Genomic DNA, 26,199 nt, shown 5'->3' with positions numbered 1-26,199 from the left:
TGTTCAAAAAGCCGCGACGTGTCGCGGCTTTTTGTTTGCCTGGTCATCGGGCTGCGCAGCTGGTAGGGCTGGTGTAGCGCACAGTGCGCGCTCTTCCGGAGTTGTTGACCACCACGTCAGCGAGTCGCCTAGCGTTGCTGCAGAGGCTGATGGTGATGTTCGTGCCGCCGCTGCGGCCGTTCGGCAGGAAGCGAACGATTGATCGTCCAGCTGTGCTGACGATATCGATGCCGCCGGTGGAGTCCTGCTCCACTCTGACCACGGATGCAGCGTTTGGCGGCTGCCCATCGCGCCCTGGATCCTTAAAGAGAATCCATCCTTGGCTCCAGATGCGATCTGTTCGGCAACGTGTGCCGTCCATGGAGGGGCAAAGGCTGACAGGCCCGCCTTGGGTGACGGCAAGGCTTCTGGCCATTGCAAGGTGCGCAGTTAGCAGGTGCACGCGCGTGGTCGCTCGCTGCCACTCGATGAGGCTTTTGAAGCTGGGCATGCCGATGGCTGCGCCGATTCCGATGATCGCCATCACGATGAGCAACTGGACTGCGGTGTACCCTCTCGCGCTCGAATAGCCTGCTGCGTCCATTGCGAGTCTCCTTGAAGTAGAGCAAGCAGTCTCAACATTGGTTGCTTGCCAGGTAACCCTGCCTCCCCTTGCGTGGCTGTCAGGGTTCTACCGATGCTGGCCTCCGTAAATTCGTGCAGCCTCCCCCCGAGATCCGCTCCATGACCGACCGTTTTCAGCTCGTATCCCCATACTCGCCAGCGGGCGACCAGCCTGCGGCCATCGACAAGTTGGTGGCCAACTTTGAGGCTGGGCTGGCCAAACAGACGCTATTGGGGGTGACCGGTTCGGGCAAGACCTACACCATTGCCAATGTGGTCCAGCAGGTGCAGAAGCCGACGCTGGTGATGGCGCCGAACAAGACGTTGGCGGCGCAGCTGTACGGCGAGTTCAAGTCGTTCTTCCCGCATAACGCGGTCGAGTACTTCGTCAGCTACTACGACTACTACCAGCCGGAAGCCTATGTGCCGTCGTCGGACACCTTCATCGAGAAGGACAGTTCGATCAATGAACACATCGAGCAGATGCGCTTGTCGGCGACCAAGACCTTGCTGTCTCGGCGCGATTCGCTGGTGGTGGCGACGGTGTCGGCAATCTACGGTCTCGGCGCGCCGGAGGACTATCTATCGCTGCGCCTGATCCTGTCGGTTGGGGAGCACATCGATCAGCGCCAGTTGATCCGCCATCTCACCGATCTGCAATACACCCGCAACGAGTTCGAACTGACGCGCGGTGCCTTTCGCGTGCGCGGCGAGGTGTTGGATGTGTTCCCGGCCGAGTCGGATACCGAAGCCTTGCGCATAGAGTTGTTCGATGGCGACATCGAGCAGCTGACCTTGTTCGATCCACTCACTGGCGAAACCTTGCGCAAGTTGCAGCGCTACACCGTGTACCCGAAGACCCATTACGCCACCACGCGTGAGCGCACGTTGAGTGCGGTGGACACCATCAAGGAAGAGCTGAAAGAACGCCTGGAACAGCTCTACGCGCAGAACAAGCTGGTCGAGGCGCAACGTCTGGCGCAGCGCACGCAATTCGATCTGGAAATGATGGCCGAGGTGGGTTTTTGCAACGGTATCGAAAACTACTCGCGGCATCTCACCGGCAAGGCGCCCGGCGAGCCGCCGCCGACCCTGTTCGACTACCTGCCGCCGGACGCGCTGCTGGTCATCGATGAGTCGCATGTGACCATTCCGCAGATCGGCGCGATGTACAAGGGCGACCGTTCGCGCAAGGAGACGCTGGTGGAGTTCGGTTTTCGATTGCCGTCCGCCTTGGACAACCGCCCCTTGCGTTTCGAAGAGTGGGAGGCGCGTTCGCCACGCAGCATCTATGTCTCGGCAACGCCGGGGCCTTATGAGGTGCGCGAGTCTGCCGGCGAAGTCACGGAACTGGTGGTGCGCCCAACCGGTCTGATCGACCCGGTGGTGGAGATCCGTCCGGTTGGTACGCAGGTCGACGACCTCATGTCCGAGGTTCACGAGCGCATCAAGCTCGGCGATCGCGTGTTGGTAACCACGTTGACCAAGCGCATGGCCGAGAACCTCACCGAGTATCTGGGCGAGCACGGGATTCGGGTGCGCTACCTGCACTCGGATATCGACACCGTCGAGCGCGTGGAGATCATCCGCGACCTGCGCCTGGGCAAGTTCGATGTGCTCGTGGGCATCAACCTGCTGCGCGAGGGTTTGGACATGCCGGAAGTCTCGCTGGTGGCCATCCTGGATGCCGACAAGGAGGGCTTCCTGCGATCGACCGGATCGCTGATTCAGACCATTGGCCGTGCAGCACGCAATCTGCGCGGCAAGGCCATTTTGTACGCCGACAAGATAACGCGCTCGATGCAGGCGGCAATCGACGAGACCGATCGTCGCCGCGAGAAGCAGGTCGAGTACAACCTGGAGCATGGCATCACGCCGAAATCCGTTGAGCGGCCGATCGCCGACATCATGGAAGGCGCGCGCGACGATGCGGCCGAGAAGAAGTCGGGCAAGGGCCGTTCGAAATCGCGCCAGGTTGCAGAGGAGACGCCCGATTACCGTGCCATGAAGCCTGCGGAAATCGCTGGCAAGCTCAAGAGTCTGGAACAGAAGATGTACCAGCACGCCAAGGATCTGGAGTTCGAGGCCGCAGCCCAGATTCGCGACCAGATCCAGAAGTTGAAGGCTGCCAGCTTGGGATAGGGCGGGTGACTCGCCCTGCAGACACGATAGGACTTGTGGTCGGTAAAACCCTGCGCTAGAATGCGCGCCCTGCACAGCGCAATGCTGACGCAGGATTCGGGCGGTTAGCTCAGCGGTAGAGCACTACCTTGACATGGTAGGGGTCACAGGTTCGAACCCTGTACCGCCCACCACTCTAAGTCCAGACGGTACAGAGGCTTGAGTGGTTTCAAGATCGGCAGCGACGTCTGCCTTGACCCCCAAAGCGACCCCACGCAAAAGCTCTTGCAGCTTTGGCATGTGTCAGTTCGGGTCTGTGTTACTGGAATCACGGCCTTCCTGTGCTTTCATCTCTGCCTGTCTGCCTGTCTGCCTGTCTGCCTGCCTGCGCTGCGCGTTGCGTGTCGATTGGCAATGTTGAAGCATGTCGCTCGCATATGGATGTTGGCTGTCTTCGGTCAAAACGTCCCCAGCCAGGTGCGCGGCGATGCGGAATCGTGCCGCGCCATTTGTCTGATCTGCCCGTTTCGGACGATGCGCGATGCCATGGGCGTATCGCCCCCCCAGATGGACGAACTCCCAATGCCGCTCTCTTCCTCCCAAGCGCACCGAAAGTGCCTCGAGTGTCGGAAATAAGTGTTCAGTGCGGCTGTTTTGCGGGTTAGCGCGGCCCACCGCCGCCCGGTTAGCCGATACCGCTTTCACCGTCACACGTCTTGCTTTAGCATCGCCACCGCGCTGACGGAAAGGAAGGCTGGCGATGGACGAATATCAGCACACCGTGCTGACCAGGGGCGGATATCGTGTTGTGGCGATTACGCGTGACGAGGTGTATGCACCCGACACGGTCGTGGCATACGCCGTCGTGACCGATGCGGGCACGCGGATCACGCCGGATTTGTCTCTGGACCAGGCCAAGGTCTGGATCGATTCGCTGGTGGAGAGCGAGAGCGGCGGACGCAAGTCCGAGCTTGTCGACCATAAGCCGGTCGTGCGTCGCTAGCCCGCCATCGTGATGCAAGCCTAAGGAGAAGGGCGCATGTCCAAACCCAAAATCATCGCAATTGCCACGCTGGTGGCGGTGCTAGTCGGATACTGCCTGTCTGGCTATCTCACCCTGCTGTTGCTGCGGCTCGACACCGGTCTGTACGGGTGGGACACCTACTACCGCTATTTCAGCGCGCTTGGGTTGCCCCAAGTGGCGCCTTACGCGACCAAGATCAAGATTGCGGGCGCGCTTGGATTTGGCCTGCCGGTGCTGGTCTGGGCGATTGCCGTTGTGCTCATCGTCAAGCCCAAGGCGCGCGCCCTGCACGGTGACGCGCGCTTCGCTGGCGCCGCCGACCTCTCCAAGCATGGGCTGTTCAAGCCCAGCGGAAACGGCATTGTCGTCGGCAAGTTCAATGGCAAGCTGGTGCGACTGAGCGGCCAGCAATTCGTGATTCTTGCTGCGCCGACGCGCTCGGGCAAGGGTGTCGGTGTCGTGATCCCGAACCTTTTGGAGTATCAAGAGTCGATCGTCGTCCTGGACATCAAGCAGGAGAACTTCGACCTGACCAGCGGGTGGCGCGCCAGTCAGGGCCACGAAGTCTTCCTGTTCAACCCGTTCGCCGAAGACCGTCGCACGCATCGCTGGAACCCGTTGACCTATGTGTCGAACGACCCCGCATTCCGCGTTTCGGATCTGATGAGCATCGCGGCGATGCTGTACCCGGACGGCTCCGACGACCAGAAGTTCTGGGTCAGCCAGGCGCGCAACGCGTTCATGGCATTCGCGCTGTACCTGTTCGAGAACTGGGACGAGGAGCTGTCGCTCGGTTTCCCGGGTGGGGCAGGGGCGCCCACGCTGGGCGGGATTTATCGCCTGTCCTCGGGCGACGGTACCGATCTCAAGAAATATCTGAAGTCGCTGTCAGAGCGGCGGTTCCTCAGCAGCAACGCCAAGTCGGCCTTTGCCAACCTGCTGTCCCAGGCGGATGAGACCTTCGCCTCGATCATGGGCACCTTGAAGGAGCCGCTCAATGCATGGATCAATCCGGTGCTGGACGCCGCCACCAGTGCGGATGACTTCCTGCTCACGGACCTTCGCAAGAAGAAGATGACCATCTACATCGGCATCCAGCCCAACAAGCTGGCCGAAAGCCGCCTGATCATCAATCTGCTCTTCAGCCAGATCATCAACCTCAATACCCGCGAACTGCCCAAGTCCAACCCTGAGCTCAAATATCAGTGCCTGTTGCTGATGGACGAATTCACCTCGATCGGCAAGGTGGACATCATCGCGACCGCGGTAGCCTACATGGCCGGCTACAACATCCGCCTGCTGCCCATCATCCAGAGCATGGCGCAGTTGGACGCAACCTACGGCAAAGATCTGTCACGCACCATCATCACCAACCACGCCCTGCAGATCCTCTACGCGCCGCGCGAACAGCAGGACGCCAACGACTACTCCGAGATGCTGGGTTACACCACCATCAAGAAGAAGAACGTCACCCGAGGGCGGGAGACCACCCATAGCGTGTCAGAAGAGCGGCGGGCTCTGATGTTGCCCCAGGAGCTCAAGGCCATGGGCAACGAGAAGGAAGTGTTCCTGTACGAGGGGATCCCGCATCCGGTGAAGTGCGACAAGATTCGCTACTACGACGATCGCTACTTCACTGCGCGCTTACTGCCAAAAACTGAAGTGAAAACGCTTACCATCAAAGTGTGATTGATGTCACATTTGCAGTGCGGTGCCTGGTGCGCAATTCTTGACGGATCTGCTTGTTAAGGGCAAAGTTAGCAAGAATCTGCGGTGTAGATAGATGGTCGTAGGGGAGCGGCGCCGGATGGGCCGTACTGGAGTAAGGCTATGGATGGTTTATCAGCGTATTCATTTTTCTCGGCAGCACGCACTCGCAACTGGGGCGACCCAGCGGGTGGTAGAGCCGCGAGAAACGCATCAATAACACGTTTCCTCCGGTACCCACTGGTGCGCGGAGGCTTAGTGCTGTCCGTCTTAAGCCCGAAATTTCATGAGTTGGAGAAGTCAGAGTGAATCCGATGTATGTGTCCAAGCTGTCGTTGGTGCTAGTGGCTGCAGCATTGGTAGGCGCGTGCGCGACCAAGCCTGCTCCTGACTTTGGTGGTCGTTGGAAGCACGTCAACCACTTTGACGAGGCGCCCACCGAAATTCCGCTCTACACCTCGTACACGTATCAGGCCACGCCCATGGACGGTACGCTGAAGACCATGCTGGAACGCTGGGCTGCGGATTCCAATATGCAGCTGTCCTACAACTTGCCATCGGACTACACCTTGATCGGGCCGGTTTCCGCAATCAGCACGACCAGCGTCCAACAGGCCGCAACCGAGCTGAGTGCCGTGTACGCAGCCCAAGGAGTTTCGGTGTCGGTTTCTGCCAACAAGTTGCTGGTCCAACCAGTGCCGGTGTCGTCTGGCGCCAAGCTCTAAGGACTGCCTCCTGCTCGATGCCTTTCAGGCATGGAGCCGGCGGTGTTCCTACCTTCTCAAGTACCCGCGACGCGTTGCGGCGATGGTTTCAGGCCTGACAAGGCCTCACGGTGACGGATCTAGACATGTTGCGTAAGAAGGTCAGTGAAAAGGACGGTTCCGCCCAAGTAGGTGCGGCCGTTCAAAAAGCGGTGAATTACGAGGTCAGCATTGCGGACCTCGCGCGCCGCAGCGAAAAGCGTGCCTGGATCGTGGCGACGCTGTCGATGCTGGTCACCGTCATGACAGCGGGCGGCTACTACTACATGCTGCCGTTGAAGGAGAAAGTGCCATATCTCGTCATGGCAGATGCATATTCGGGTACTAGCACCATCGCCAAGCTTGAGCCCAACTTTGGTGGTCGAACAATCAGTACCAGCGAGGCGCTGGCGCGTAGCAATATCGCGCGTTTCATTATTGCGCGTGAGTCTTACGACGCCTCGAACATAAGCGATCGTGATTGGAATACCGTGGTAGCCATGGCAACCACCGGCGTGCTGGCCGAGTATCGCGCGCTGCACGCGGCCAACAACGCTGCCAGGCCTTTTAACGTTTATGGAAGAAATCGCGCGATCCGCATCAGCATCTTGAGTATCACACTTATCGGCGGCAAGGGTAAGCCGTTCACGGGGGCTACCGTGCGTTTTCAGCGTAGCCTTTATGATAAGAGCTCGACAGTATCCACACTACTGGATAACAAGATCGCGACGATGGAGTTCGCTTATCAAGATAATCTGCAGATGAGCGACGACTTGAGGGTGGAAAACCCACTGGGTTTCCGGGTTTCTGACTATCGCGTAGACAATGACTATTCCGCATTACCTGCGGTTCCAGCTTCTGGAGCTCAGGCCCAAGTGCCAACAGCCACGCCAGGAATGTCTGCCACGCAACCAGGACTGCCGATGACGGCTGCGCCCCCCGTCCAAGGGGCAGTACCACAAGGATCCGTGCCTCTACAGCAGGCTGTTCCGCCACCGGGAACAGTCCAACAGCAACCGGGGGCAATGTACCCAAATCAGGCTCAGCCGGCGGTTCAACCTCAAGGAACAACAAATAATGTCAATGGAGCGAACGGTAGATGAAATTCTTTAGCCGACACAGGATGGCGCTACCAGCGTTGATTCCATTACTCCTTTTTGTTTTTCCTGCTATTGCGCAGGTTGTGCAAGAGTATGAGTACGAGCCAAATCGCATCTACCCAGTCCGAACCGGTCTTGGTATTACAACCCAGGTTGAGCTTAGTCCAAACGAGAAGATTCTGGACTACAGTACTGGTTTCACGGGCGGTTGGGAGCTGACTCGTCGGGAAAACGTATTTTATTTAAAGCCTAAGAATGTCGACGTCGATACGAATATGATGATTCGTACGGCAACGCATTCCTATATTCTTGAGCTCAAAGTTGTCGCAACCGATTGGCAACGACTGGAGCAGGCGAAGCAGGCTGGTGTGCAGTACAAAGTTGTTTTTACTTACCCTAAAGACACCAGTTTCAGCGGGGCTGAGGAAGCGGTTGCGGTAAAGGATGGCCCGCAGCTGAATTCTAAGATCTTGAAGGATCGCCGTTATTATTACGATTATGATTATTCAACTCGGACCAAGAAATCCTGGTTGGTCCCAAGTCGGGTATATGATGATGGAAAGTTCACTTATATAAATATGGATTTGACTCGCTTCCCTACAGGCAACTTCCCGGCCGTTTTTGGTCGGGAGAAGGAGCATAGCGAAGATTTTCTGGTCAATACGACAGTGGAAGGAAATACATTGATCGTGCACGGCACCTACCCATTTTTGGTGGTTCGCCATGGCAACAATGTGGTCGGTCTGCGAAGGAATAAGCAAAAGTGAACTCAAATCCGCCAAACAACTCAGATGAGCGCATCCACGGAGAGAGCGATGCGCAGACACGTGCTGAGCACGACAGTAATCCCTATTTTGCAAGGCAGCGGGCAACCGAGTCTCCAGACTTGGACGCGAACGAGCCTGTTCCGACGTCCCCCCAATTTTGAGTAGCACCTCAGTTTGGAGTCCAATTCCCTACCCCAAGGAGATTGGACGTGAAGAAGCGTTTTTCCGAAGAACAGATCATCGGCTTCCTGCGCGAAGCTGATGCCGGTGTGGCGATCAAGGACCTGTGCCGGCGGCATGGCTTCAGCGAGGCTTCCTATTATCTGTGGCGCAGCAAGTTCGGCGGGATGAGCGTGCCCGATGCCAAGCGGCTCAAGGACCTTGAGTCCGAGAACGCGCGGCTGAAGAAGTTGCTGGCCGAGCAGCTGTTCGAGAACGACCTGATCAAGGATGCACTGCGAAAAAAGTGGTGAGCGCACCGGCGCGTCGCATGCTGGTGCGCGAGTGGATCGGGCGTGGTGCCAGCGAGCGTCGTGCGTTGGCAGTGATCGGCATGAGCGCCAGTGCGCTGCGATATTGCCCGAGCGAAGATCGCAACGTCGAACTGCGCGAACGCATCTGTGCGTTGGCGCATCGCCATCGCCGTTATGGTGTGGGGATGATCTATCTCAAATTACGACAGGAAGGACGCATCGTGAACTACAAGCGTGTGGAGCGGTTGTACCGCGAGCAGCAGCTGCAGGTCCGGCGCCGCAAGCGCAAAAAGGTGCTGATAGGAGAGCGTCAGCCGCTGCTGCGGCCATCGCAGGCCAATCAGGTGTGGTCGATGGATTTCGTGTTCGACCGCAGCGCCGAAGGCCGAGTGATCAAGTGTCTGGTGATCGTGGACGATGCAACCCACGAAGCGATCGCCATCGAGGTGGAGCGCGCAATCTCGGGCCATGGCGTGACACGCGTGCTGGATCGGCTGGCGCACAGTCGCGGCTTGCCACAGGTGATCCGCACAGATAACGGCAAGGAGTTTTGCGGCAAAGCGATGGTGGCCTGGGCACATGCGCGTGGCGTGCAGTTACGGCTGATCCAGCCTGGCAAGCCAAACCAGAACGCCTACGTCGAATCGTTCAATGGCCGGCTGCGCGACGAATGCCTCAACGAGCACTGGTTCCCAACCCTGCTGCATGCGCGTACCGAGATCGAACGCTGGCGACGCGAATACAACGAGGAGCGACCCAAGAAGGCCATTGGCGGCATGACGCCGTCCGCTTATGCCCAACATCTGGCAAACACCGATATCATCAACCCCGGACTCTAAACGCGGCCGCTACTCAGGGCGGGGGGACGTCGGTTCTTCAATCTAACGATTTAAAGCGGCTTAACCGTAAAGCACTATTTTTTCTGGCTGGCGTTGCACTGCTGCTGATTCTCGCGATTTTTTGGCTTGTGTCGCGCGATTCGAAGAAAGCAGAGGTAGTGAAGCCGCGTGCAGAAACCGTGGTAGCGCCCGCTCTTCCTCAAAACATCACTCCAACAGCGGAGCCTGATCCGGTACCGCTTGCTCAGCAGCAGTATCCGCCGCCGCTGCCAGTGACGCAGCCGCCCGAGTACAAAGATGCTCCTATTACAGCTGCCCCTGAGAGAGAGCGGGGACCTACATTGCTCGAAAGGCGTATTCTTGCTGAACAAGACGCGAGGGCCGGCGCTCCTAGTGCTTCGGCGAAGAGTGGACTTCTTGGAGCACAATCGCCTGCAGATCAGGAAGATGATCAAGTAACTTTGGCCAAGCCAATCAGTAATCCAGATGGGCTGCTGGTTCGTGGAACTTATATACGGTGCATATTGGAGACGCGCATTATCAGCGACTTCGATGGGTTTACCTCGTGCATTGTTACTGAGCCTGTGTACTCGATCAACGGGCACAAGTTGCTCTTGCCGAAAGGGTCGAAGATGCTGGGGCAGTACGCAGCCAAGGAGCCTACGTCTGCTCGCATGCAGGTTGTATGGGATCGGATCACAACGCCAAACGGGCTCGACGTAAAGCTGGAAGGGCCCGGTATCGATAATCTTGGTAGTGCGGGTCACCCAGGCCAATACGATGCCCATTGGGGTAATAAGATTGCTTCTGCGCTTTTTATAAGTATGCTCAGTGATGCATTCAAGTATGCCGCGGCTGAATATGGTCCTCAGACCACGACCGTTGGTGTGGGGAGTGGCGTTATCACTCAGCAACCATTCGAAAGCAATACTGCGCGCAGTATCCAGGATATTGCGGAGCAGGCTGTTGCCAAGTCTGGACGTCGTCCTTCTACTGTTACGATTAACCAAGGAACGGTTCTAAATGTCTATGTCGCCAAAGACGTTGATTTCACAGCGGTGCTGCCGAAGTGAACGACGGCTACGCTGTGACAGTTGAAGATTCACCAGTCGCGAGGATCTCAAACGATTTCTTGGACTATCAATATTCTGTGCTCGGGATATTGGATTATCTCAATTCTCCAGAAGTTACGGAGATTTGCATCAATCGTCCGGGAGAGCTTTATCTTGAGACAATCAACGGTTGGCAGCGGATAGATGTACCTTCTTTGACCTTCGACCGTGCGAGACAGTTCTGTACTGCTGTTGTAAATGAAAGCAACACCGGTCAGCGGATTACTGACGCTGATCCGGTGGTTTCGTTGACATTCCCCACCGGGCAGCGTGCACAATTTGTAATCCCCCCGGCCTGCGATGCGGGTAAGGTGTCGATCACCATTCGGCTGCCTTCGAAGCACACCAAGACTCTCGAGCAATACAAGCACGACGGGTTCTTCGATCAGGTTTTGGAGCAAGCTGCTGACGTCAGTGATCAGGACCGTGAACTGCTTGATCTTCGGCGCAATAGGGACTACTCAGAGTTCTTCAAAAAGTGTGTTCTTTATAAAAAGAATGTTGTGGTTGCAGGCGCTACCGGGAGTGGTAAGACCACTTTTATGAAGGCTCTAGTGAATCACATTCCCAATGAGGAGCGCTTAGTTACTATCGAAGATGCACGTGAGCTATTCATCAGCCAGCCTAATTCTGTCCATCTCCTGTATTCGAAAGGGGGGCAGAGCGCTAGCAATGTGACGGCCAAGAGCTGCATGGAGGCATGTCTGCGCATGAAGCCAGATCGGATCATATTGGCGGAGTTGCGTGGTGATGAATCGTTTTATTTCATAAGAAACTGCGCGTCGGGGCATCCTGGTTCGATCACAAGTTGTCACGCAGGTAGTGTTGAGCAGACTTGGGATCAACTAGCACTGATGGTTAAAGCCTCGAACGAAGGTTCAGGACTGGAATTTGATGTGATCAAGCGCCTACTGCGTATGACGATCGACATCGTGGTACACATCAAGGCACATGCAGGTAGGCGGTACATCACAGGGATCGATTTTGATCCTGTTAGAACCCTTCGGGGCGGCTAGATCGCCGTTACCGGTGGGCAACGTATGAGCTTAAGGAAACCACTATGTTGCCTGGTATGGAACTGATGGGGTGCGCTGGATTGGCTGTTCCCGGCGAAGTGATGCAGCACGTCGTCCGGGTAGAGTCTTCGCGGAATCCCTACGCGATCGGTGTAGTCGGTGGGAGACTTGTGCGAGAGCCCAAAGGACTGGAAGAAGCTGTCGCTACCGCAAAGATGCTAGAGCAAAAAGGTTATAACTTTTCGCTGGGGCTGGGCCAAGTCAATCGATACAATCTTTTGAAATACGGCATCACCAGCTACGAGATGGCATTTGCTAAATGCCCAAATCTCGTTGCGGCCTCTAGGATTTTAGCCGAGTGTCATTCGCGTTCCGGTGCAGATTGGGGTAAGTCTTTTAGCTGTTATTATTCTGGAAATTTTGAAACTGGCTTCAAACATGGCTATGTCCAGAAGATTTATGCGTCCATTCGCCAATCAGTGGCGGCGGCTGGAGGCGCGGAGCCGATTAGTGTCATTCCCAATCGGCCAATCAAAATTAAGGTGGAGAATCCGGTGCGGCAGGCAGCGGCCGATTTGACTGACGCTCTTATTTCCCGCCGTATTCAAGATTTAAATCAGAGGCCCCTCCGTGATGACCAGAGATCGGACGCTAACGTAAGAATGACAGCTTTAGATCAGGGACAGGCTCAGCCTTCTTCCCCGCCTGCCATCCCTAACGATCTATACGTCATTCAATCGACCGGCCAAGGGCATGGCGTCGCCGTCCCAGCTTCCGCTGCTCAGCCACGGCCCTCAAATTCTGCTTTGCAACCCGCCCCGACTGAAGCGTCGACACTTTCTCAAAAAGGGCAGGTAGATAATGCGTTCGTGTTTTGACAAGGATGAAAAACTGCAATGGATGGCTGTGTGTCCCCCTGTTCTAGGAGATAATTGATGAAAATGTTAAATGATAAGCAATTGGTTGCCGACGCTAAGATGATCGGGATGCAAGCTCTAAAGGCCGTAATTTTTACCTCCGCCCTGCTGGTTGCGGGAGGCGCGGGTGCGCAGGTTGGCGATCTGGCAAAGACTGACGAAAAGGTCTGTGGATTCTTGGATAATATTAATTCGCTGCTCACCATGGGCTCCGTTGCAGTTGTGACGATTGCGGTGATTGTCGCTGGTTATCAGATCGCATTCGCTCACAAGAGAATCTCCGAAGTCTCGCCGATTCTGATCGGTGGCGTTCTAATTGGCGCTGCAGGACAGATTGCAAACATGGTCATCGGTAAGCGCGATAGTCAGTGCCAAGGCGAGGCAGCGATGGCTTTGTTTCAAGCTCTGCACCATTATGCATAAGGATGTACTCTTCCGTGGCTGCACTCGCCCTGCAATGTTTTTAGGGGTTCCTTATATCCCTTTTTTCATTGGTGCTGGCGGTGGACTCATGCTGGGTATGTACTTTAACCTTTGGTTTTTGCTGACTATCCCAGTCATCATCTTCGTCATGCAACAAATGGCTAAGCGTGATGAGATGATATTTAGATTGCTGGCGTTGCGATGGTTGTTTAGATTTCGTGCTCGAAATCTTCAGCGATATTCGGGTATGTGGATTTTTAGTCCTAATGAGTATCGCAAGGTGCCTCCTGGGAAACGTTAATAGAAGGACATCTTGAGTGACCAACCCCATGCACAAAGGTGCATGGGGTTGGCATTTTTATGATCTAAATTTTTCAATGCCTTTTTACTCTTATTGGTAAGGTCATGTTTAGTCCAGATAGCCCGATCAGTGAATTTGTCTCTATTTCGACGCATGTTGCCCCGTCGGTTCTTAAGACAACAGGAGGTGACTATCTTCTGATCTGGCATCTTGCCGGCCTACCATTTGTTGGGCGGGACGAATTCGAGCTGGAGCAGCGGCATAATACGTTCAATCGACTTCTGCAAACATTGCGTGCGCCGGATTTCGCTAACGTTGCATTTTGGGTGCACGATGTTCGTCGCCGACGCAAGATTGGAGATGAAAGTCGCTTCAAGCAATCATTTAATCAAAACTTGTCTGACGAATATTACTCTGCATTGTCTTCCCAAAAAATCATGCAAAATGAGCTTTATTTCAGCATGATTTATCGTCCAGTGATAACTGGTAGAAGGTTAGTTGAAAAATCTGCCGATCCCGAGCGCATTCGCTCAGAGGAAGAGCAGGCTGTTGCAAAAATGATCGAACTCGCTACGAACGTTGAGGCGGTGCTTAAAGATTATTCGCCTTATCGGTTAGGAATGTACGAAGCAAAAAATGGCATTGTTTTTTCCGAAACTCTAGAGTTTCTAGGATATTTGCTAAACCGTATCGATGAACCGGTTCCTGTGTTGCAGGCTCCGGTACAAGCTTACTTGCCTGTAAGCAAGCATATGTTTGCAAATAAAACCGGCGATTTTGTTATAAGGACGCCTGACGGAATTAACCACTTCGGCGCGATCCTCAATGTTAAAGAGTATGCGGATGGTACATATCCAGGCATCCTCAATGGTTTGAAGTATCTTGATTTTGAATATGTGGTGACCCACTCCTTCAGTCCAGTCGGCCGACATGAAGCATTGAAGGTGCTGGAGCGTACCAAAGGCATGATGATTTCATCAGGTGACAAATCGTCTAGCCAGATACGTGACTTAGATATAGCTATGGATGACGTTGCCTCGGGTAACTTTGTCCTTGGTGAGTATCATTTCACCATCGCGATCTATGCGGATAGTCAAGAAAAGCTTGCGCGCCAGATCGCTACTACTAGAGCAGAATTGTCTAACGCAGGCTTCGTCTCCTCAAAAGAGGATTTGGCCGTGGCCTCGTCTTTTTATGCACAGTTGCCGGGGAATTGGCGCTTTCGCACGCGTATCGCAAATCTTAGCTCGCTTAATTTTCTGGGCCTTTCACCGCTGCATAATTTTGCGCAGGGAAAGCAGCGAAATAATCCATGGGGCGAGTGTGTTACTACTCTGCAGACGACTAACGGCCAGCCCTACTACTTTAATTTCCATGCCACGCATCCGGCTGAAAATTCATTGGGTGAAAAAGCAATTGCTAACACAATGGTAATTGGTAAATCTGGTACTGGTAAAACTGCTCTGATAAATTTCTTGTTAAGTCAGGTTCAGAAGTTCGATCCTATTCCGACCATTTTCTTCTTTGATAAAGATCGGGGGGCCGAGATTTTCGTGCGCGCTTGCGGCGGAAATTATTTGGCGCTTGAAAACGGTGTGCCGACTGGCTTCAACCCATTCCAATGTGAACGGAACGAGGCGAATACTCAATTTCTTGCAGAGCTCATTAAGGTATTAGGAGGCAAGCCTGAATATAGCTCGCGTGAGGAAGAGGATATTTTCAGGGCTGTTGAGGGGATGCTGGATACCCCGATGCACCTGCGTAGCATGAGTAATTTTCGTAAAAGTCTACCCAATATGGGGGACGACGGACTCTATGCACGACTTCGGCGATGGACGGCCGGCAACTCGCTTGGTTGGGTATTCGACAACCCGGTAGATACGATCGATCTGCAGAAAGCCTCTATTATTGGCTTTGATTACACGGATATGATTGATAATGCTGAGGTGCGTGCCCCAGTTATCAACTATCTGTTGCATAGGCTTGAGTCTCTGATAGATGGGCGCCCCCTAATTTATGTCATGGACGAATTCTGGAAGATCCTCGATGGCAAGGGGGGGTTGAAGGAGTTTGCGAAAAACAAACAAAAGACTATTCGAAAGCAGAACGGAATGGGTATATTTGCGACCCAAAGCCCAGAGGATGCGCTTGCGAGCGATATTGCTGCGGCGCTCATCGAGCAGACCGCCACCATGATTTTGCTGCCTAACCCTAACGCTAGTCGTGACGACTATATCGAGGGTCTTAAGCTCACTGACGCCGAGTATCAGGTGGTGGTGTCACTGGACGAGCGTTCACGCTGCTTCCTAGTCAAGCAAGGGCATGCCTCAGCTGTGTGTCAACTCAATTTGCGAGGCATGGACGATGCGCTTTCCGTGATTTCTTCTTCCACTGACAACATCGAAATTATGCATGATGTCTTGTCGCGTAATGCAAATCGGTTGGGTGTAAGTGTTGACCAACTCACTCCCGAACAATGGCTGGAAGATTTCTATGCAAATCGTAAGGGTTCTGGCAAGCGTAAGGCGAATAGCAGTAGCGTAGAAGATCGCGTATAGTTTTTGGATTTCATCCGGCCCATGATTCATACAGGCCGCCACTTGGGTAGGATATTGTCGCTTGACTCTGGAGCGACGTGGTTCAAGGTCCTGGCCTGCTTCGTATTCGAAGCAGGCGGTCCGCATGGACTTCGCCGTCGACTTTATCGAGTCCGCTGTCTCAGGTGCAAACGCCTAAATCTTCTAGCTCCACGAAGGCTGGTTCCAGAGTTAGGTCAATAAAGGGCATTTCTTTTTTTATTGTCGCTAAGGCGCTGACAGTCGGTGCTCGCAACAGTGACTGCATACGCGATTCCGTTAGCTCCCCCGTCAAGCAGGCACTTCAAAAGTAGAGCTTTCGGCGTACTTGTTGCGGTACTCGACCGGGGTCATTCCGACGTCCCCCCGCTCTGAGTAGCGGCCGGGTTTAGAGTCCGGGGTTGATGACATCGGTGTTGGCCAGCTGTTGGGCATACGCAGATGGCGTCATGCCGCCAATGGCCTTCTTGGGTCGCTCCTCGTTGTATTCGCGTCGCCAGCGTTCGATCTCGGTACGCGCATGCAGCAGGGTTGGGAACCAGTGCTCGTTGAGGCATTCGTCGCGCAGCCGGCCATTGAACGATTCGACGTAGGCGTTCTGGTTTGGCTTGCCAGGCTGGATCAGCCGTAACTGCACGCCACGCGCATGTGCCCAGGCCACCATCGCTTTGCCGCAAAACTCCTTGCCGTTATCTGTGCGGATCACCTGTGGCAAGCCGCGACTGTGCGCCAGCCGATCCAGCACGCGTGTCACGCCATGGCCCGAGATTGCGCGCTCCACCTCGATGGCGATCGCTTCGTGGGTTGCATCGTCCACGATCACCAGACACTTGATCACTCGGCCTTCGGCGCTGCGGTCGAACACGAAATCCATCGACCACACCTGATTGGCCTGCGATGGCCGCAGCAGCGGCTGACGCTCTCCTATCAGCACCTTTTTGCGCTTGCGGCGCCGGACCTGCAGCTGCTGCTCGCGGTACAACCGCTCCACACGCTTGTAGTTCACGATGCGTCCTTCCTGTCGTAATTTGAGATAGATCATCCCCACACCATAACGGCGATGGCGATGCGCCAACGCACAGATGCGTTCGCGCAGTTCGACGTTGCGATCTTCGCGCGGGCAATATCGCAGCGCACTGGCGCTCATGCCGATCACTGCCAACGCACGACGCTCGCTGGCACCACGCCCGATCCACTCGCGCACCAGCATGCGACGCGCCGGTGCGCTCACCACTTTTTTCGCAGTGCATCCTTGATCAGGTCGTTCTCGAACAGCTGCTCGGCCAGCAACTTCTTCAGCCGCGCGTTCTCGGACTCAAGGTCCTTGAGCCGCTTGGCATCGGGCACGCTCATCCCGCCGAACTTGCTGCGCCACAGATAATAGGAAGCCTCGCTGAAGCCATGCCGCCGGCACAGGTCCTTGATCGCCACACCGGCATCAGCTTCGCGCAGGAAGCCGATGATCTGTTCTTCAGAAAAACGCTTCTTCACGTCCAATCTCCTCGAGTTAGGGAATTGGACTCCAAACTGAGGTGCTACTCAAAATCGGGGGGGCGTCGATTCCGCCGAGCGAATCATGGGATCTTGCTTCGTTGTAGTCGATCATCCACCAGTGGGCGGCTTCGCGCACATCGTCGAGGCAGGCGAAGAGATTCAGGTCGAGCACTTCCTCGCGGAACGTGCGATTGAAGCGCTCGATGAAGGCATTCTGATTTGGCTTTCCCGGCTGGATGTACTGTAGTGCGACGCCATTGGTCTTGAGCCAGCTGGTGAACGCTTCGCCCAGGAACTCGGGGCCGTTGTCCGAGCGCACCACCTGCGGCAAGCCATGATCGCGTTTGATCTGCTCGAACACACGCACAAGCCGTTGCGAGTTGATCGAGGTGTCAACCTCGATGTGCAGCGCCTCGCGATTGAAGTCATCCACCACGTTGAAGGTGCGAAAGCGTCGTCCGCATGCCAGCGCATCGCTCATGAAGTCGACCGACCAGACCGTGTCTGGCAGCCTCGGCACGTAGAGCGGCACCCGCTCACGCTTGGGAAGGCGACGCTTTGCAGCGCGGCGTAGGTTGAGCTTCATGGCCTTGTAAACGCGATAGATGCGTTTGGGATTCCAACCTGGTTGCTGCTTGCGAAGGTAGTCGCTGCACTTCCAGAAGCCACGACTGGGGTGCGCTTCAACGTAACGCGCGATCTCGGCAATCAGCTCGGCATCGCGCACCGTCCAGTCCAGAGGCGGTGCATACCAAGCGGCACGCGACAGCCCGACGCATGCACAGGACCGGCGCAACGGCCGCGCGTGGACCTCGATAAGGAACCGCACCGCCTCGCGTTTACGCGCCGGCCCTAGAGTTTTTTTGCGATCAGGTCCTTCATTGCCGCGTTGTCGAGCGCCAACTCGGCATACATCCGTTTGAGCTTGGCGTTCTCGGACTCGAGCTCCTTGACCCGCCGCAGCTCGGACGCCTCCAAGCCGCCGTACTTGCTCTTCCACTGGTAATAGGTCGCCGTGCTGATGCCGACTTGGCGACAGATGTCTTTGACTGGAACGCCTGCGTCGGCCTGCTTGAGCGTGGCGATGATCTGTGTCTCGGTGAACTTCGATGTGCGCATGGAACCTCCTGACTTGGGAACGATGCCAGAAAGATCTACTTATGCGGTGTCTGCGGATCGGGGGAGCTTACGATTCCTCATTGGCGACCAGTGATCTGTCCGCAAGCGCGATGAATACGTATGCACGCCCACGCTGTTGGAGTGCCACGCCGCTAGGCTAACGCCCTTAGTCGGCGGCCGTGTTGGCTGCCCGCAGTGGCCCGGGAGGGGCGTGCATGTTACAGACACCATGGTGGCGCGGGGCGGTCATCTACCAGATCTATCCGCGTAGTTTTCTGGATTCCAACGGCGATGGGGTGGGCGATCTGCCGGGCATCATTGCCAAGCTCGACTACATCGCCGGGCTGGGCGTGGATGCCATCTGGATCTCGCCGTTCTTCAAGTCGCCGATGGCCGATTTCGGCTATGACATCGCAGACTATCGTGCGGTGGATCCGTTGTTCGGGACGCTGGACGATTTCGACCGTCTGCTCGACAAGGCGCATGCGCTCGGGCTGAAGGTGATGATCGATCAGGTGCTGAGCCACACCTCGATCGAACATGCGTGGTTCCAGGAAAGCCGTCAGGATCGGACCAACGCAAAGGCGGATTGGTATGTATGGGCCGATCCGCGCGAGGACGGGGCGCCGCCCAACAACTGGTTGTCGCTATTCGGTGGTGTGGCGTGGCAGTGGGAGCCGCGGCGGGAGCAGTACTACCTGCACAACTTCCTGGTCGACCAGCCCGACCTCAATTTCCATAACGCCGAGGTGCAGCAGGCAACCCTGGACAATGTGCGGTTCTGGTTGGACCGTGGAGTGGATGGCTTCCGCCTGGACGCGATCAACTTCTGCTTCCATGACGCGCAGCTGCGAGATAACCCCGCCAAGCCGGCCGACAAGCGGGTAGGGCGTGGCTTCAGTGCGGACAATCCGTATGCCTATCAATACCACTACTTCAACAACACGCAGCCGGAAAACCTGGCGTTCCTGGAGCGCCTGCGTGCGCTGCTCGATCGCTATCCGAATGCGGTAAGCCTGGGCGAGATTTCTTCGGAAGATTCGTTGGCGACCACGGCCGAGTACACCGCCAAGGGCCGTCTGCACATGGGCTACAGCTTCGAGCTGTTGGTGCAGGATTACAGTGCTGCCTATATCCGTGAAACGGTCAGCCGGCTCGAGGCGACCATGCTGGAAGGCTGGCCGTGCTGGGCGATTTCCAATCACGACGTGGTGCGTGCGGTGACGCGTTGGGGCGGCGAAGATGCGTCGCCTGCGTTCGCCCGCATGGTGGTGGCGCTGCTATGTTCGTTGCGTGGTTCGGTTTGCCTGTACCAGGGCGAGGAGCTTGGGCTGGGCGAGGCGGATGTGGCATTCGAGGATCTGCAGGACCCGTATGGCATCACGTTCTGGCCAACTTTCAAGGGCCGCGATGGATGCCGTACGCCGATGCCGTGGACCGATGCGCCGTCGGCGGGTTTCACCAGCGGCAAGCCGTGGCTGCCGTTGTCCGAGCCGCATCGTCTGGCTGCGGTGAGTGTGCAGCAGGACGATGTCCAGTCTGTGCTGAGCGCCGTGCGGGCATTTCTGAGTTGGCGCAAGAGCATGCCGGCCTTGCGGGAAGGGGCGATCGCATTCTACGACACCGCAGAGCCGGTGCTGATGTTCCGGCGTAAGCATGCCGGCCAGGTCATGCTGTTGGCGTTCAATTTGTCTGCCGACATCACCGAGCTGGCACTGCCTGCAGGTGCATGGCGCCAGATCGATGTGCCGGGGGTGGAGCGCGGGGTGATCGAGCATGGCCGCGTGCGCTTGCCGGGGCACGCCGTCGTTTGCGCAATGGGCGGGGAGTGACGCTACCGCTTCACAGAAAGCTTGATGGGTGTGTTTGATTGATACCGGCGAGGCGTTCCCTTGGGATGCCTCGCTTTTTTGTGGTGGGTTGTTAGATCCGAGTTGGCGTGCATGCGATGCGCGGTGCCTGGTAGGCGAATCGAGATGAGTTATGTAGTGGCGCCGCTGTAGGAGAGGATTAGGTATCTCCTCTTGGTCGATCAAATTTGAAGAATCGGCTGCCTGATGAAAATCGATTGCGAAAGCATATTCCCAAGCGATGCCGCGGCTAACGTTTCAGAGGATGTCTGGCGCTCGGAAACTGCAGGGCGTGAAGTGCGCGCGTGTGGGCCTTGCGCTCGATTCCTCCCAGCCTGTACCAGACGATCCGACTCGAAGGGAAAATGCTGTTCAAAGAAAAGCCGCCGGTGTATAGCCGGCGGCTTTTCCTTGGTGGAGATTTCGAAGTTCTGGAGCGAGACGCCGTGATTGCGTTGTGCGTAATAGATCATCGCCCCTGTCGGGAGATCGATTTGGAGGTGAAAGCAGGGCTTTTTGGATGCCGAGGGTGTTCGCGTGGAATCCGTACCCTCATCCCAACCCCTCTCCCGGAGGGAGAGGGGCTAACAGCGCCATTTATCCCTGCAATGGCTCAGAACTTGTAATTTACACCCAGCACAAAGGTGCGGCCCCACTCGATGTATTCCAGCGGGCGGTCCTTGGTTTCTGCGTACGTGCGATACGGCGAGTTGCTGAGGTTGCTTGCCTGCAGCAACAGGGTCAGGCCGGATAGGCTGCTGGCTTCGCTGAAGTTGTAGCTGATCTGCGCGTCGGTGATGTTTTCGCCGACCACGTAGCGCAACGTGCGGTTGCCGTTGAAGTTGCCGATTTCGCCGATGAAGTCCGAGCGGCGACGCTGGCTGACGCGTGCTTCGAAGCCTTTGTGCTCGTAGTACGCGGTCAGGTTGTACACGCGCTTGGACAAGCCCGGCAGGCTGATTTCACCGTCGCCCACGCTGGAGGCGCTTTCCGGGTCGCGGATCTTGACGTCGCTGTCGTTGAAGGTGGCGCTGGCCTGGATGCCAAAGCCTTCCAACGGCGCGAAGATCAGATCCAGCGGCAGCGAGGCGGTGAGTTCGACGCCGCGCAAGGTGCCGCCCTTGCCGTTGAACGGGGCGCTGAAGGTGCCGGTGGTCAGCACCGGTGCAGAGCCCGGCGGCGGCACGTAGCCGGCGACCAGTGCGGAGAAATCGTAGTTGTCGCGGCTCTGGGTGTAGATGTAGCTCTTGAGGTCCTTGTAGAAGAACGCCGCGGCCACGTAAGCACGGTCGGCAAAATACTTCTCGTAGGAGATGTCCAGGGCATTGGCGCGCCATGGATCGAGCATGGGGTTGCCGCCGCTGGCGCCGGGGCGCCCGGTGGAGGTGTCGACACCGAATTCCAGCGATGCCCGCAGTTGATCCACGCGCGGGCGTGCGACCTGCTTGGCCATAGCGAAGCGCAGCGTTTGCTCGTACGGGAACTGAAATGCCAGGTTCAAGCTGGGCAGCCAGTCGCGATAGGTCTTGCCATCGTCGATGGGCCGCACTTCGCTACCGGCCGGCTGCGAGGCGTCCCAGTAGTTGGCCTGCGAGGACTGGTCTGCACTTTGCAGCTGCACGCCAATATTGCCGCGCACGCCTACTTCGCCCCACTCGGTATCGATATTGGCACGCAGCCAGGCGGTGGTGATTTTTTCTTCCACCGTCCAGGCCTTGGACACCAGGAACGAGGCGTCGTCGCTGGGGTTGAACAACATATAGCGCGCCACCGTGGCCGGCACATTCCACGCAGGCAGGGAGCCGAGACCGGCGAAGCCGAGATTGACCGGCGCGTATTGCAGGTCTGCCGCCACCGTGGCCTCGCCTTGCGCGCCCAGGGTGATATTGCCTTCGGGCTGGGTCTTCTGCTTTTCGCGATTGGCGTAGTTGACGCCCACATCCAGGTCCGAGAACCAGCTTAGCGCTTCGGGCATCGGGAAGCTGGCCTGCAGCCGCGCGCCCTTGAGCACGTCTTCCACGCTTGGCACCTTGCCGTATCCGGAGCCATAGATGGTATTGGTGAGGAACAGCTCGTCCGGATTGGAATAATTCATGCCCGGCGTCAGCTGCGAGAAGCCGTTGCCGACAACCGACACGCCCACGGTATCCAGCTGCGGCATCGGTGCGCGCTGGAGATTGTTTTCCAGGTTCAGTTCGTCGCGTGTGGCCTTGGAGTAGTTCAGGTCGGCGACGATCTTGACGGAGCCGGCCGTGATTTCGTTATTCCAGCCGAAGGCGTCGATCTTGTCTTCGCGCTTGTTGTACATGCCACGCACCAACGGATAGACGCCGCTGGCATCGCCGCCGATGAAGGTATTGCGATCGTTGACGCGCACGTTGCTGATGTTCAGGCCAGGCGTGTAGCCGCCGTTGTAGTTGCTCAGATTGAGCTCGAACTGGTTGGCGGTGTCGATCTGCTCGGCTTCGGTGTGGAAGGCATCGAGCGTGCTGGTCCAGGCATTGGACGGGCGATACTGCAGCGTGGCCATGACGCCGTCGCGCTTCTGGTTGCCGGTGCGGCGCAGCGCCTTGATGCCATCGGAGAAATACACGCCATCGGCGACACCAGGACGCTGCCGCTGCGCGTTGACCTGCTGCCACGGTTCGTACAGGCCTACCTGGTTTTCCTGGATCGGCATGTCGGTATGCGCGTAACCGATGGTCAGGCCGATGGTGCGGTCTGCGAATTGGTCGATGTAGCTGACATTGAAGCGGTTGCCGTAAGGGTCGACGTTGGCGGCCTTGCCCAAGGAGTTGCGCTGGTAGCGGCCACCGATGGCGATCACGCGCTCGTTGTAGCTCAGCGGGCGGGCGGTCTGCATGTCCACCGTGCCCGACAGGCCTTGACCGACCAGGCCGGCATCCGGTGTCTTGTAGACGGTGACGCCGCTGACCAGTTCTGATGGATATTGGTCGAACTCCACGCTGCGGTTGTCGCCGGTGCTGACCACTTCGCGCCCGTTGAGCAGCGTGGTGGAGAAGTCCGGCGACAGGCCGCGCACGCTGATCACCTGCGCACGGCCGGCAACGCGTTGCGCAGCCAGACCGGGCAGGCGCGCCAGCGATTCGGCGATGCTGACGTCCGGCAGGCGACCGATGTCTTCGGCCGAAATGGCTTCCACGATCGAAGTGGAATCGCGCTTGACCGAGATGGCGCCTTCGATTGCGTGGCGCAGGCCGGTGACCTGGACCTTGTCCAAGTCGGTGACCGCGCCGGCAGTCTGTTCGGACGCACCTTGTTGGGCGTCGCTTGCTTGTGCAGGCGTTGCCGTTTGCGCGGCGGCCCATGTCGGTGCCATGGCAACGGCCAGGGCGATACTCAGCGCGGAGCGCTTGTGCTTCAACATTTTCCCCTCCCAGGTACATGTTGTTTTTTGATTTTTGATCCGGCAGGGCTGCCTGGATGTCATGCGTCGCGTGCCACGATGGACGTCACACGACTGCGACGTATGGTAGACACGGCACCTGGGTGCAAACGTGCACTGCATACGTATTCACTGCGGTGTTGCGCGATGAAATCGATTCCACCCAGGGCCATGCCGGCGACGGCCAGGTGATTGCGCTCAGCAACGACATGCTGCGCGATGCGCAGCGGCGGTATGACCGCTGCGCCGTGCAATCGATCGTGCTGGCTGTGCGCGTTGGCGCCCAAGCGATGTCGTGGTCAGCGTTTGCCACCCATCGGAACAAAGCGAATGGCCTGACCACCGCCCGGTGCCAGACGCAGCTCCAACGTATCGGCACTGCTGACCTGACGTTCTTCGCGCACGAAGGCGAACGGGTTGCTGGCATAGTCCGCGCCGTCGCCATCGCGATAGATCTGCGCGATGTAGCGCACGCCGGGTTCGAGAAAGCCCAGCGGCACCTGCAGCAGGCGGCCGTGTTCGTCGGTGATGCTGCCCAGGAACCAGTCGCGGCTGTGCCGGTCCTTGCGTGCGATGGTGACGTAATCGCCCACTTCGCCATTCAGCGCGCGGGTCTGGTCCCAGTCCACCGCCACATCTTCGATGAAGCGGAACGCATCGCGGTGTTGCAGATAATGCTCGGGCAGATCGGCGGCCATCTGGATCGGGCTGTAGAGCGTCACATACAGCGCCAGCTGCCGCGCCAACGTGCTGGGAATCGCCTGGCCGTTGCGGCCCTTCAGGCTGACGATGCCGGGCGTGTAATCCATCGGCCCGGCGAGCAGCCGGGTAAACACCAGGTTGACTTCGTGCTCGGGCGGATTGGGCGGCTGGCCCCAGGCGTTGTATTCCATGCCGCGCGCGCCTTCGCGCGAGATCCAGTTGGGATAGGTACGGCGCAGCCCGGTGTCCTTGATGGGCTCGTGCGCATTGACCGCAATGTGGCGCTGCGCCGCTTCCTGCACCACGTGCAGGTGGTGACGTGCCATCCATTGCCCGTCGTGCCATTCGCGCAGCGGCGTGCCGCCCGCGGGGTTGCGCCGTTCCACCTGGCCGTCGTCGCAGACATAGCCGGTCTTGACCGAGTCCACGCCGAAGCGCGCATACAAGTCCATCGCTTCGGCGATCTGATCTTCGTAATGGTCCACTGCGCACCCGGTTTCATGATGGCCGATCAGATGTACGCCCTTGGCTGCGGCGTATCTGCTGAGTGCTGGCAGGTCGAAATCCGGCGTGGGCCGGGTGAAATCGAAGCTGCCGCCATTGCCGAACCATTCCCCATCCCAGCCGGGATTCCAGCCTTCGACCAGTACGCCGCGAAAGCCGTGGTCTGCGGCGAAGTCGATATAGCGTTTTGTCGTCGCGGTGGTTGCGCCGTGTTTGGGGCCGGTGGCCCAGGTCTGTTGATTGAGATGCATCGACCACCACACGCCCACGTACTTGGACGGCTTGATCCAGCTCACCTCGCCCAGCACATTGGGTTCGTTGAGGTTGAGGATGAGGTTGGATTCCACCAGGCCGGTGGCCTGATCGGCGATCTGCAGCGTGCGCCATGGCGTATCGAAGGGCAGGCTGCGGCGCACCTTCCAGCCTTCGGCAGCCGGCGACAACTGCGCGCGCAGGCGCTGGTTGTCGGTGCGGCGCAGCCACATGCCGGCGTAGTCGACCAAGGCCGCTTCATGCAGTGCGATGTGCAGCCCGCTGTCGGTACGCAGCGTGAGCGGCGTATGCGCCAGCGCAACCTGGTTCAACGGCGTGTGCCGATACAGATACTCGTAGTGGATCGGCTCGCCTGCGGGAATCCACCAGGCATCGGCCGGTTGCGCGATCGCGAATTCGGTCACTTCCTCGTCGATGATCGCCTCGCGCATGGCTGCTTGCTTGGGGAGGTGATAGCGCAGGCCCAGCCCGTCGTCGTAGACGCGGAAGATCACGTCGAACGTGCGCTGCGCACCGTCGCGCTCGCCCAGGCTCACGCGCAACTCGTTGTAGTGATTGCGCACCAGCCGCGTCTCGCCCCAGGGCTGCTCCCAGGTGTCATCGTGACTTTGGCGCGCCTGGGCAAGCACCGCCATGCCGCGGTCCAGCCGGCCGTCGCGTAGCTCGAACCCCAGCCGCGAGCGTTGCACCACCGCCTCGCCGAGGCGCTGCACGCGGTAATAAGGCGTGCCGCCATCCACCTCCAGGCTGACCTGCAGCACCTTGTTCGGCGACTCCACGCTGACGGTGGTGACTTCGGCATGCAGCTGCGGCGCGGCACCGCCGAACAGCGTGAGGACCAGCAGCTGGGCGATCCATGCGGCGCCCAGTGTCGAGTGCGCTCGACGTGAAGACAGCGGCATATCCCCTCCCAAGGTGACCGTTGCGCAAGCAGTGACTATGCAGTGCCTTGCAGTGGATGCGCCGTGCTGCGCACTGCTGGAAACCCATGAATACGTATGCAGTGGTGCGGAACAGCAGAGTGCGCGTCTACCATGGCGCCACGGCACCTGGGAGGGTCCGCGCCCGTGGCACGTCCGTGCCGCGCACCACAACGCGTGCAACGAGGGAGGAAGGCCGACGGCGCAAG

Annotated in this window: 18 protein-coding genes, 1 tRNA gene and 2 pseudogenes; 16 read left to right on the top strand and 5 right to left on the bottom strand. The window is 57.6% G+C overall.

Annotation, left to right across the window (positions count from 1 at the left end):
• Positions 1-43: 43 nt before the first annotated feature.
• A complete protein-coding gene (locus tag AC1POX_RS13850) occupies positions 44-583 on the bottom strand; it encodes a GspH/FimT family pseudopilin (protein ID WP_372356291.1) in 540 nt (179 codons plus the stop codon).
• Between the two features lie 140 nt (positions 584-723).
• Here AC1POX_RS13850 and uvrB point away from each other — a divergent pair, with 140 nt between their 5' ends.
• The 14 genes and pseudogenes from uvrB to AC1POX_RS13780 all read left to right on the top strand — a co-directional run bounded on the left by uvrB (position 724) and on the right by AC1POX_RS13780 (position 15,704).
• The gene (gene uvrB, locus AC1POX_RS13845; protein WP_014090504.1) at positions 724-2,745 is read left to right on the top strand and encodes an excinuclease ABC subunit UvrB; all 2,022 of its coding nucleotides are present in this window, start codon (positions 724-726) and stop codon (positions 2,743-2,745) included.
• Positions 2,746-2,843: 98 nt separating this feature from the next.
• Positions 2,844-2,918: transfer RNA gene (locus AC1POX_RS13840), tRNA-Val, on the top strand.
• A 566-nt stretch (positions 2,919-3,484) separates the two neighbouring features.
• Complete coding sequence (locus tag AC1POX_RS13835) at positions 3,485-3,727, top strand: hypothetical protein (protein ID WP_277573969.1); 243 nt, start codon at positions 3,485-3,487, stop codon at positions 3,725-3,727.
• A gap of 36 nt (positions 3,728-3,763) precedes the next feature.
• Entirely contained in the window at positions 3,764-5,437 is a 1,674-nt protein-coding gene (locus tag AC1POX_RS13830; protein WP_277573968.1) for a type IV secretory system conjugative DNA transfer family protein, read from the top strand.
• A gap of 332 nt (positions 5,438-5,769) precedes the next feature.
• Positions 5,770-6,180, top strand: coding sequence for a TcpQ domain-containing protein (locus AC1POX_RS13825; RefSeq protein WP_005914237.1), 411 nt, complete (start codon positions 5,770-5,772; stop codon positions 6,178-6,180).
• 125 nt (positions 6,181-6,305) lie between these two features.
• Entirely contained in the window at positions 6,306-7,301 is a 996-nt protein-coding gene (locus tag AC1POX_RS13820; protein WP_218558381.1) for a type IV secretion system protein, read from the top strand.
• Complete coding sequence (locus AC1POX_RS13815) at positions 7,298-8,065, top strand: TrbG/VirB9 family P-type conjugative transfer protein (RefSeq protein ID WP_218558380.1); 768 nt, start codon at positions 7,298-7,300, stop codon at positions 8,063-8,065. The genes AC1POX_RS13820 and AC1POX_RS13815 overlap by 4 nt, the downstream gene beginning before the upstream one ends.
• Before the next feature lie 209 nt (positions 8,066-8,274).
• Positions 8,275-9,377, top strand: a protein-coding gene (locus tag AC1POX_RS13810; RefSeq protein WP_372356330.1) for an IS3 family transposase whose coding sequence is annotated in 2 segments (ribosomal slippage) — positions 8,275-8,533 and positions 8,533-9,377 — 1,104 coding nt in all. Because the reading frame shifts where the segments join, the coding sequence is not laid out codon by codon here.
• Complete coding sequence (locus tag AC1POX_RS13805; protein ID WP_481108608.1) at positions 9,278-10,450, top strand: TraB/TrbI/VirB10 family type IV secretion system protein; 1,173 nt, start codon at positions 9,278-9,280, stop codon at positions 10,448-10,450. Before AC1POX_RS13810 ends, AC1POX_RS13805 begins: the two co-directional genes overlap by 100 nt.
• Positions 10,451-10,464: 14 nt before the next feature.
• Positions 10,465-11,505: a P-type DNA transfer ATPase VirB11 gene (gene virB11 / locus AC1POX_RS13800; protein WP_003490704.1), complete on the top strand. Its 1,041-nt coding sequence runs from the start codon at positions 10,465-10,467 to the stop codon at positions 11,503-11,505.
• 56 nt (positions 11,506-11,561) lie between these two features.
• Positions 11,562-12,119 (top strand): annotated as a pseudogene (locus tag AC1POX_RS13795) (lytic transglycosylase domain-containing protein); the annotation flags it as partial.
• 321 nt (positions 12,120-12,440) lie between these two features.
• Positions 12,441-12,845, top strand: coding sequence for a TrbC/VirB2 family protein (locus AC1POX_RS13790; RefSeq protein WP_277573966.1), 405 nt, complete (start codon positions 12,441-12,443; stop codon positions 12,843-12,845).
• On the top strand, positions 12,838-13,146 hold the full coding sequence (locus tag AC1POX_RS13785; RefSeq protein WP_372356290.1) for a VirB3 family type IV secretion system protein: 309 nt from the start codon (positions 12,838-12,840) through the stop codon (positions 13,144-13,146). Before AC1POX_RS13790 ends, AC1POX_RS13785 begins: the two co-directional genes overlap by 8 nt.
• A 104-nt stretch (positions 13,147-13,250) precedes the next feature.
• Entirely contained in the window at positions 13,251-15,704 is a 2,454-nt protein-coding gene (locus AC1POX_RS13780; protein WP_372356289.1) for a VirB4 family type IV secretion/conjugal transfer ATPase, read from the top strand.
• A 406-nt stretch (positions 15,705-16,110) separates the two neighbouring features.
• On the opposite strand, the gene AC1POX_RS13775 is transcribed toward AC1POX_RS13780, so the two are convergent.
• Together AC1POX_RS13775 and AC1POX_RS13770 are read right to left on the bottom strand one after the other, a co-directional pair.
• Positions 16,111-17,213, bottom strand: a protein-coding gene (locus AC1POX_RS13775; RefSeq protein ID WP_372356288.1) for an IS3 family transposase whose coding sequence is annotated in 2 segments (ribosomal slippage) — positions 16,111-16,955 and positions 16,955-17,213 — 1,104 coding nt in all. Because the reading frame shifts where the segments join, the coding sequence is not laid out codon by codon here.
• A gap of 16 nt (positions 17,214-17,229) precedes the next feature.
• Positions 17,230-18,335 (bottom strand): IS3 family transposase gene (locus AC1POX_RS13770; RefSeq protein ID WP_372356287.1). Its coding sequence is split into 2 segments (ribosomal slippage): positions 17,230-18,083 and positions 18,083-18,335, totalling 1,107 coding nucleotides; the frame shifts between segments, so codons are not numbered across the junction.
• A 215-nt stretch (positions 18,336-18,550) separates the two neighbouring features.
• On the opposite strand from AC1POX_RS13770, the gene AC1POX_RS13765 reads away from it, so the two are divergent.
• Entirely contained in the window at positions 18,551-20,167 is a 1,617-nt protein-coding gene (locus tag AC1POX_RS13765; RefSeq protein WP_057682182.1) for an alpha-amylase family glycosyl hydrolase, read from the top strand.
• Between the two features lie 631 nt (positions 20,168-20,798).
• Here the strand turns inward: AC1POX_RS13765 and AC1POX_RS13760 are convergent.
• Positions 20,799-23,573 (bottom strand): TonB-dependent receptor, encoded by a 2,775-nt coding sequence (locus AC1POX_RS13760; protein ID WP_162998413.1) that lies wholly within the window; start codon positions 23,571-23,573, stop codon positions 20,799-20,801.
• Here AC1POX_RS13760 and AC1POX_RS13755 point away from each other — a divergent pair.
• Positions 23,562-23,887 (top strand): annotated as a pseudogene (locus AC1POX_RS13755) (hypothetical protein); the annotation flags it as partial. The gene AC1POX_RS13760 and the pseudogene AC1POX_RS13755 overlap by 12 nt on opposite strands.
• A 3-nt stretch (positions 23,888-23,890) precedes the next feature.
• Here the strand turns inward: AC1POX_RS13755 and AC1POX_RS13750 are convergent.
• Positions 23,891-25,972 carry a glycoside hydrolase family 97 protein gene (locus AC1POX_RS13750; protein WP_372356286.1) on the bottom strand — a complete coding sequence of 694 codons (2,082 nt, stop codon included), beginning with the start codon at positions 25,970-25,972 and terminating at the stop codon, positions 23,891-23,893.
• Positions 25,973-26,199 lie beyond the last annotated feature (227 nt).

It is taken from the genome of Xanthomonas sp. NCPPB 3442 (assembly GCF_056725145.1).
This window is presented reverse-complemented; position numbering and strand designations above follow the sequence as displayed.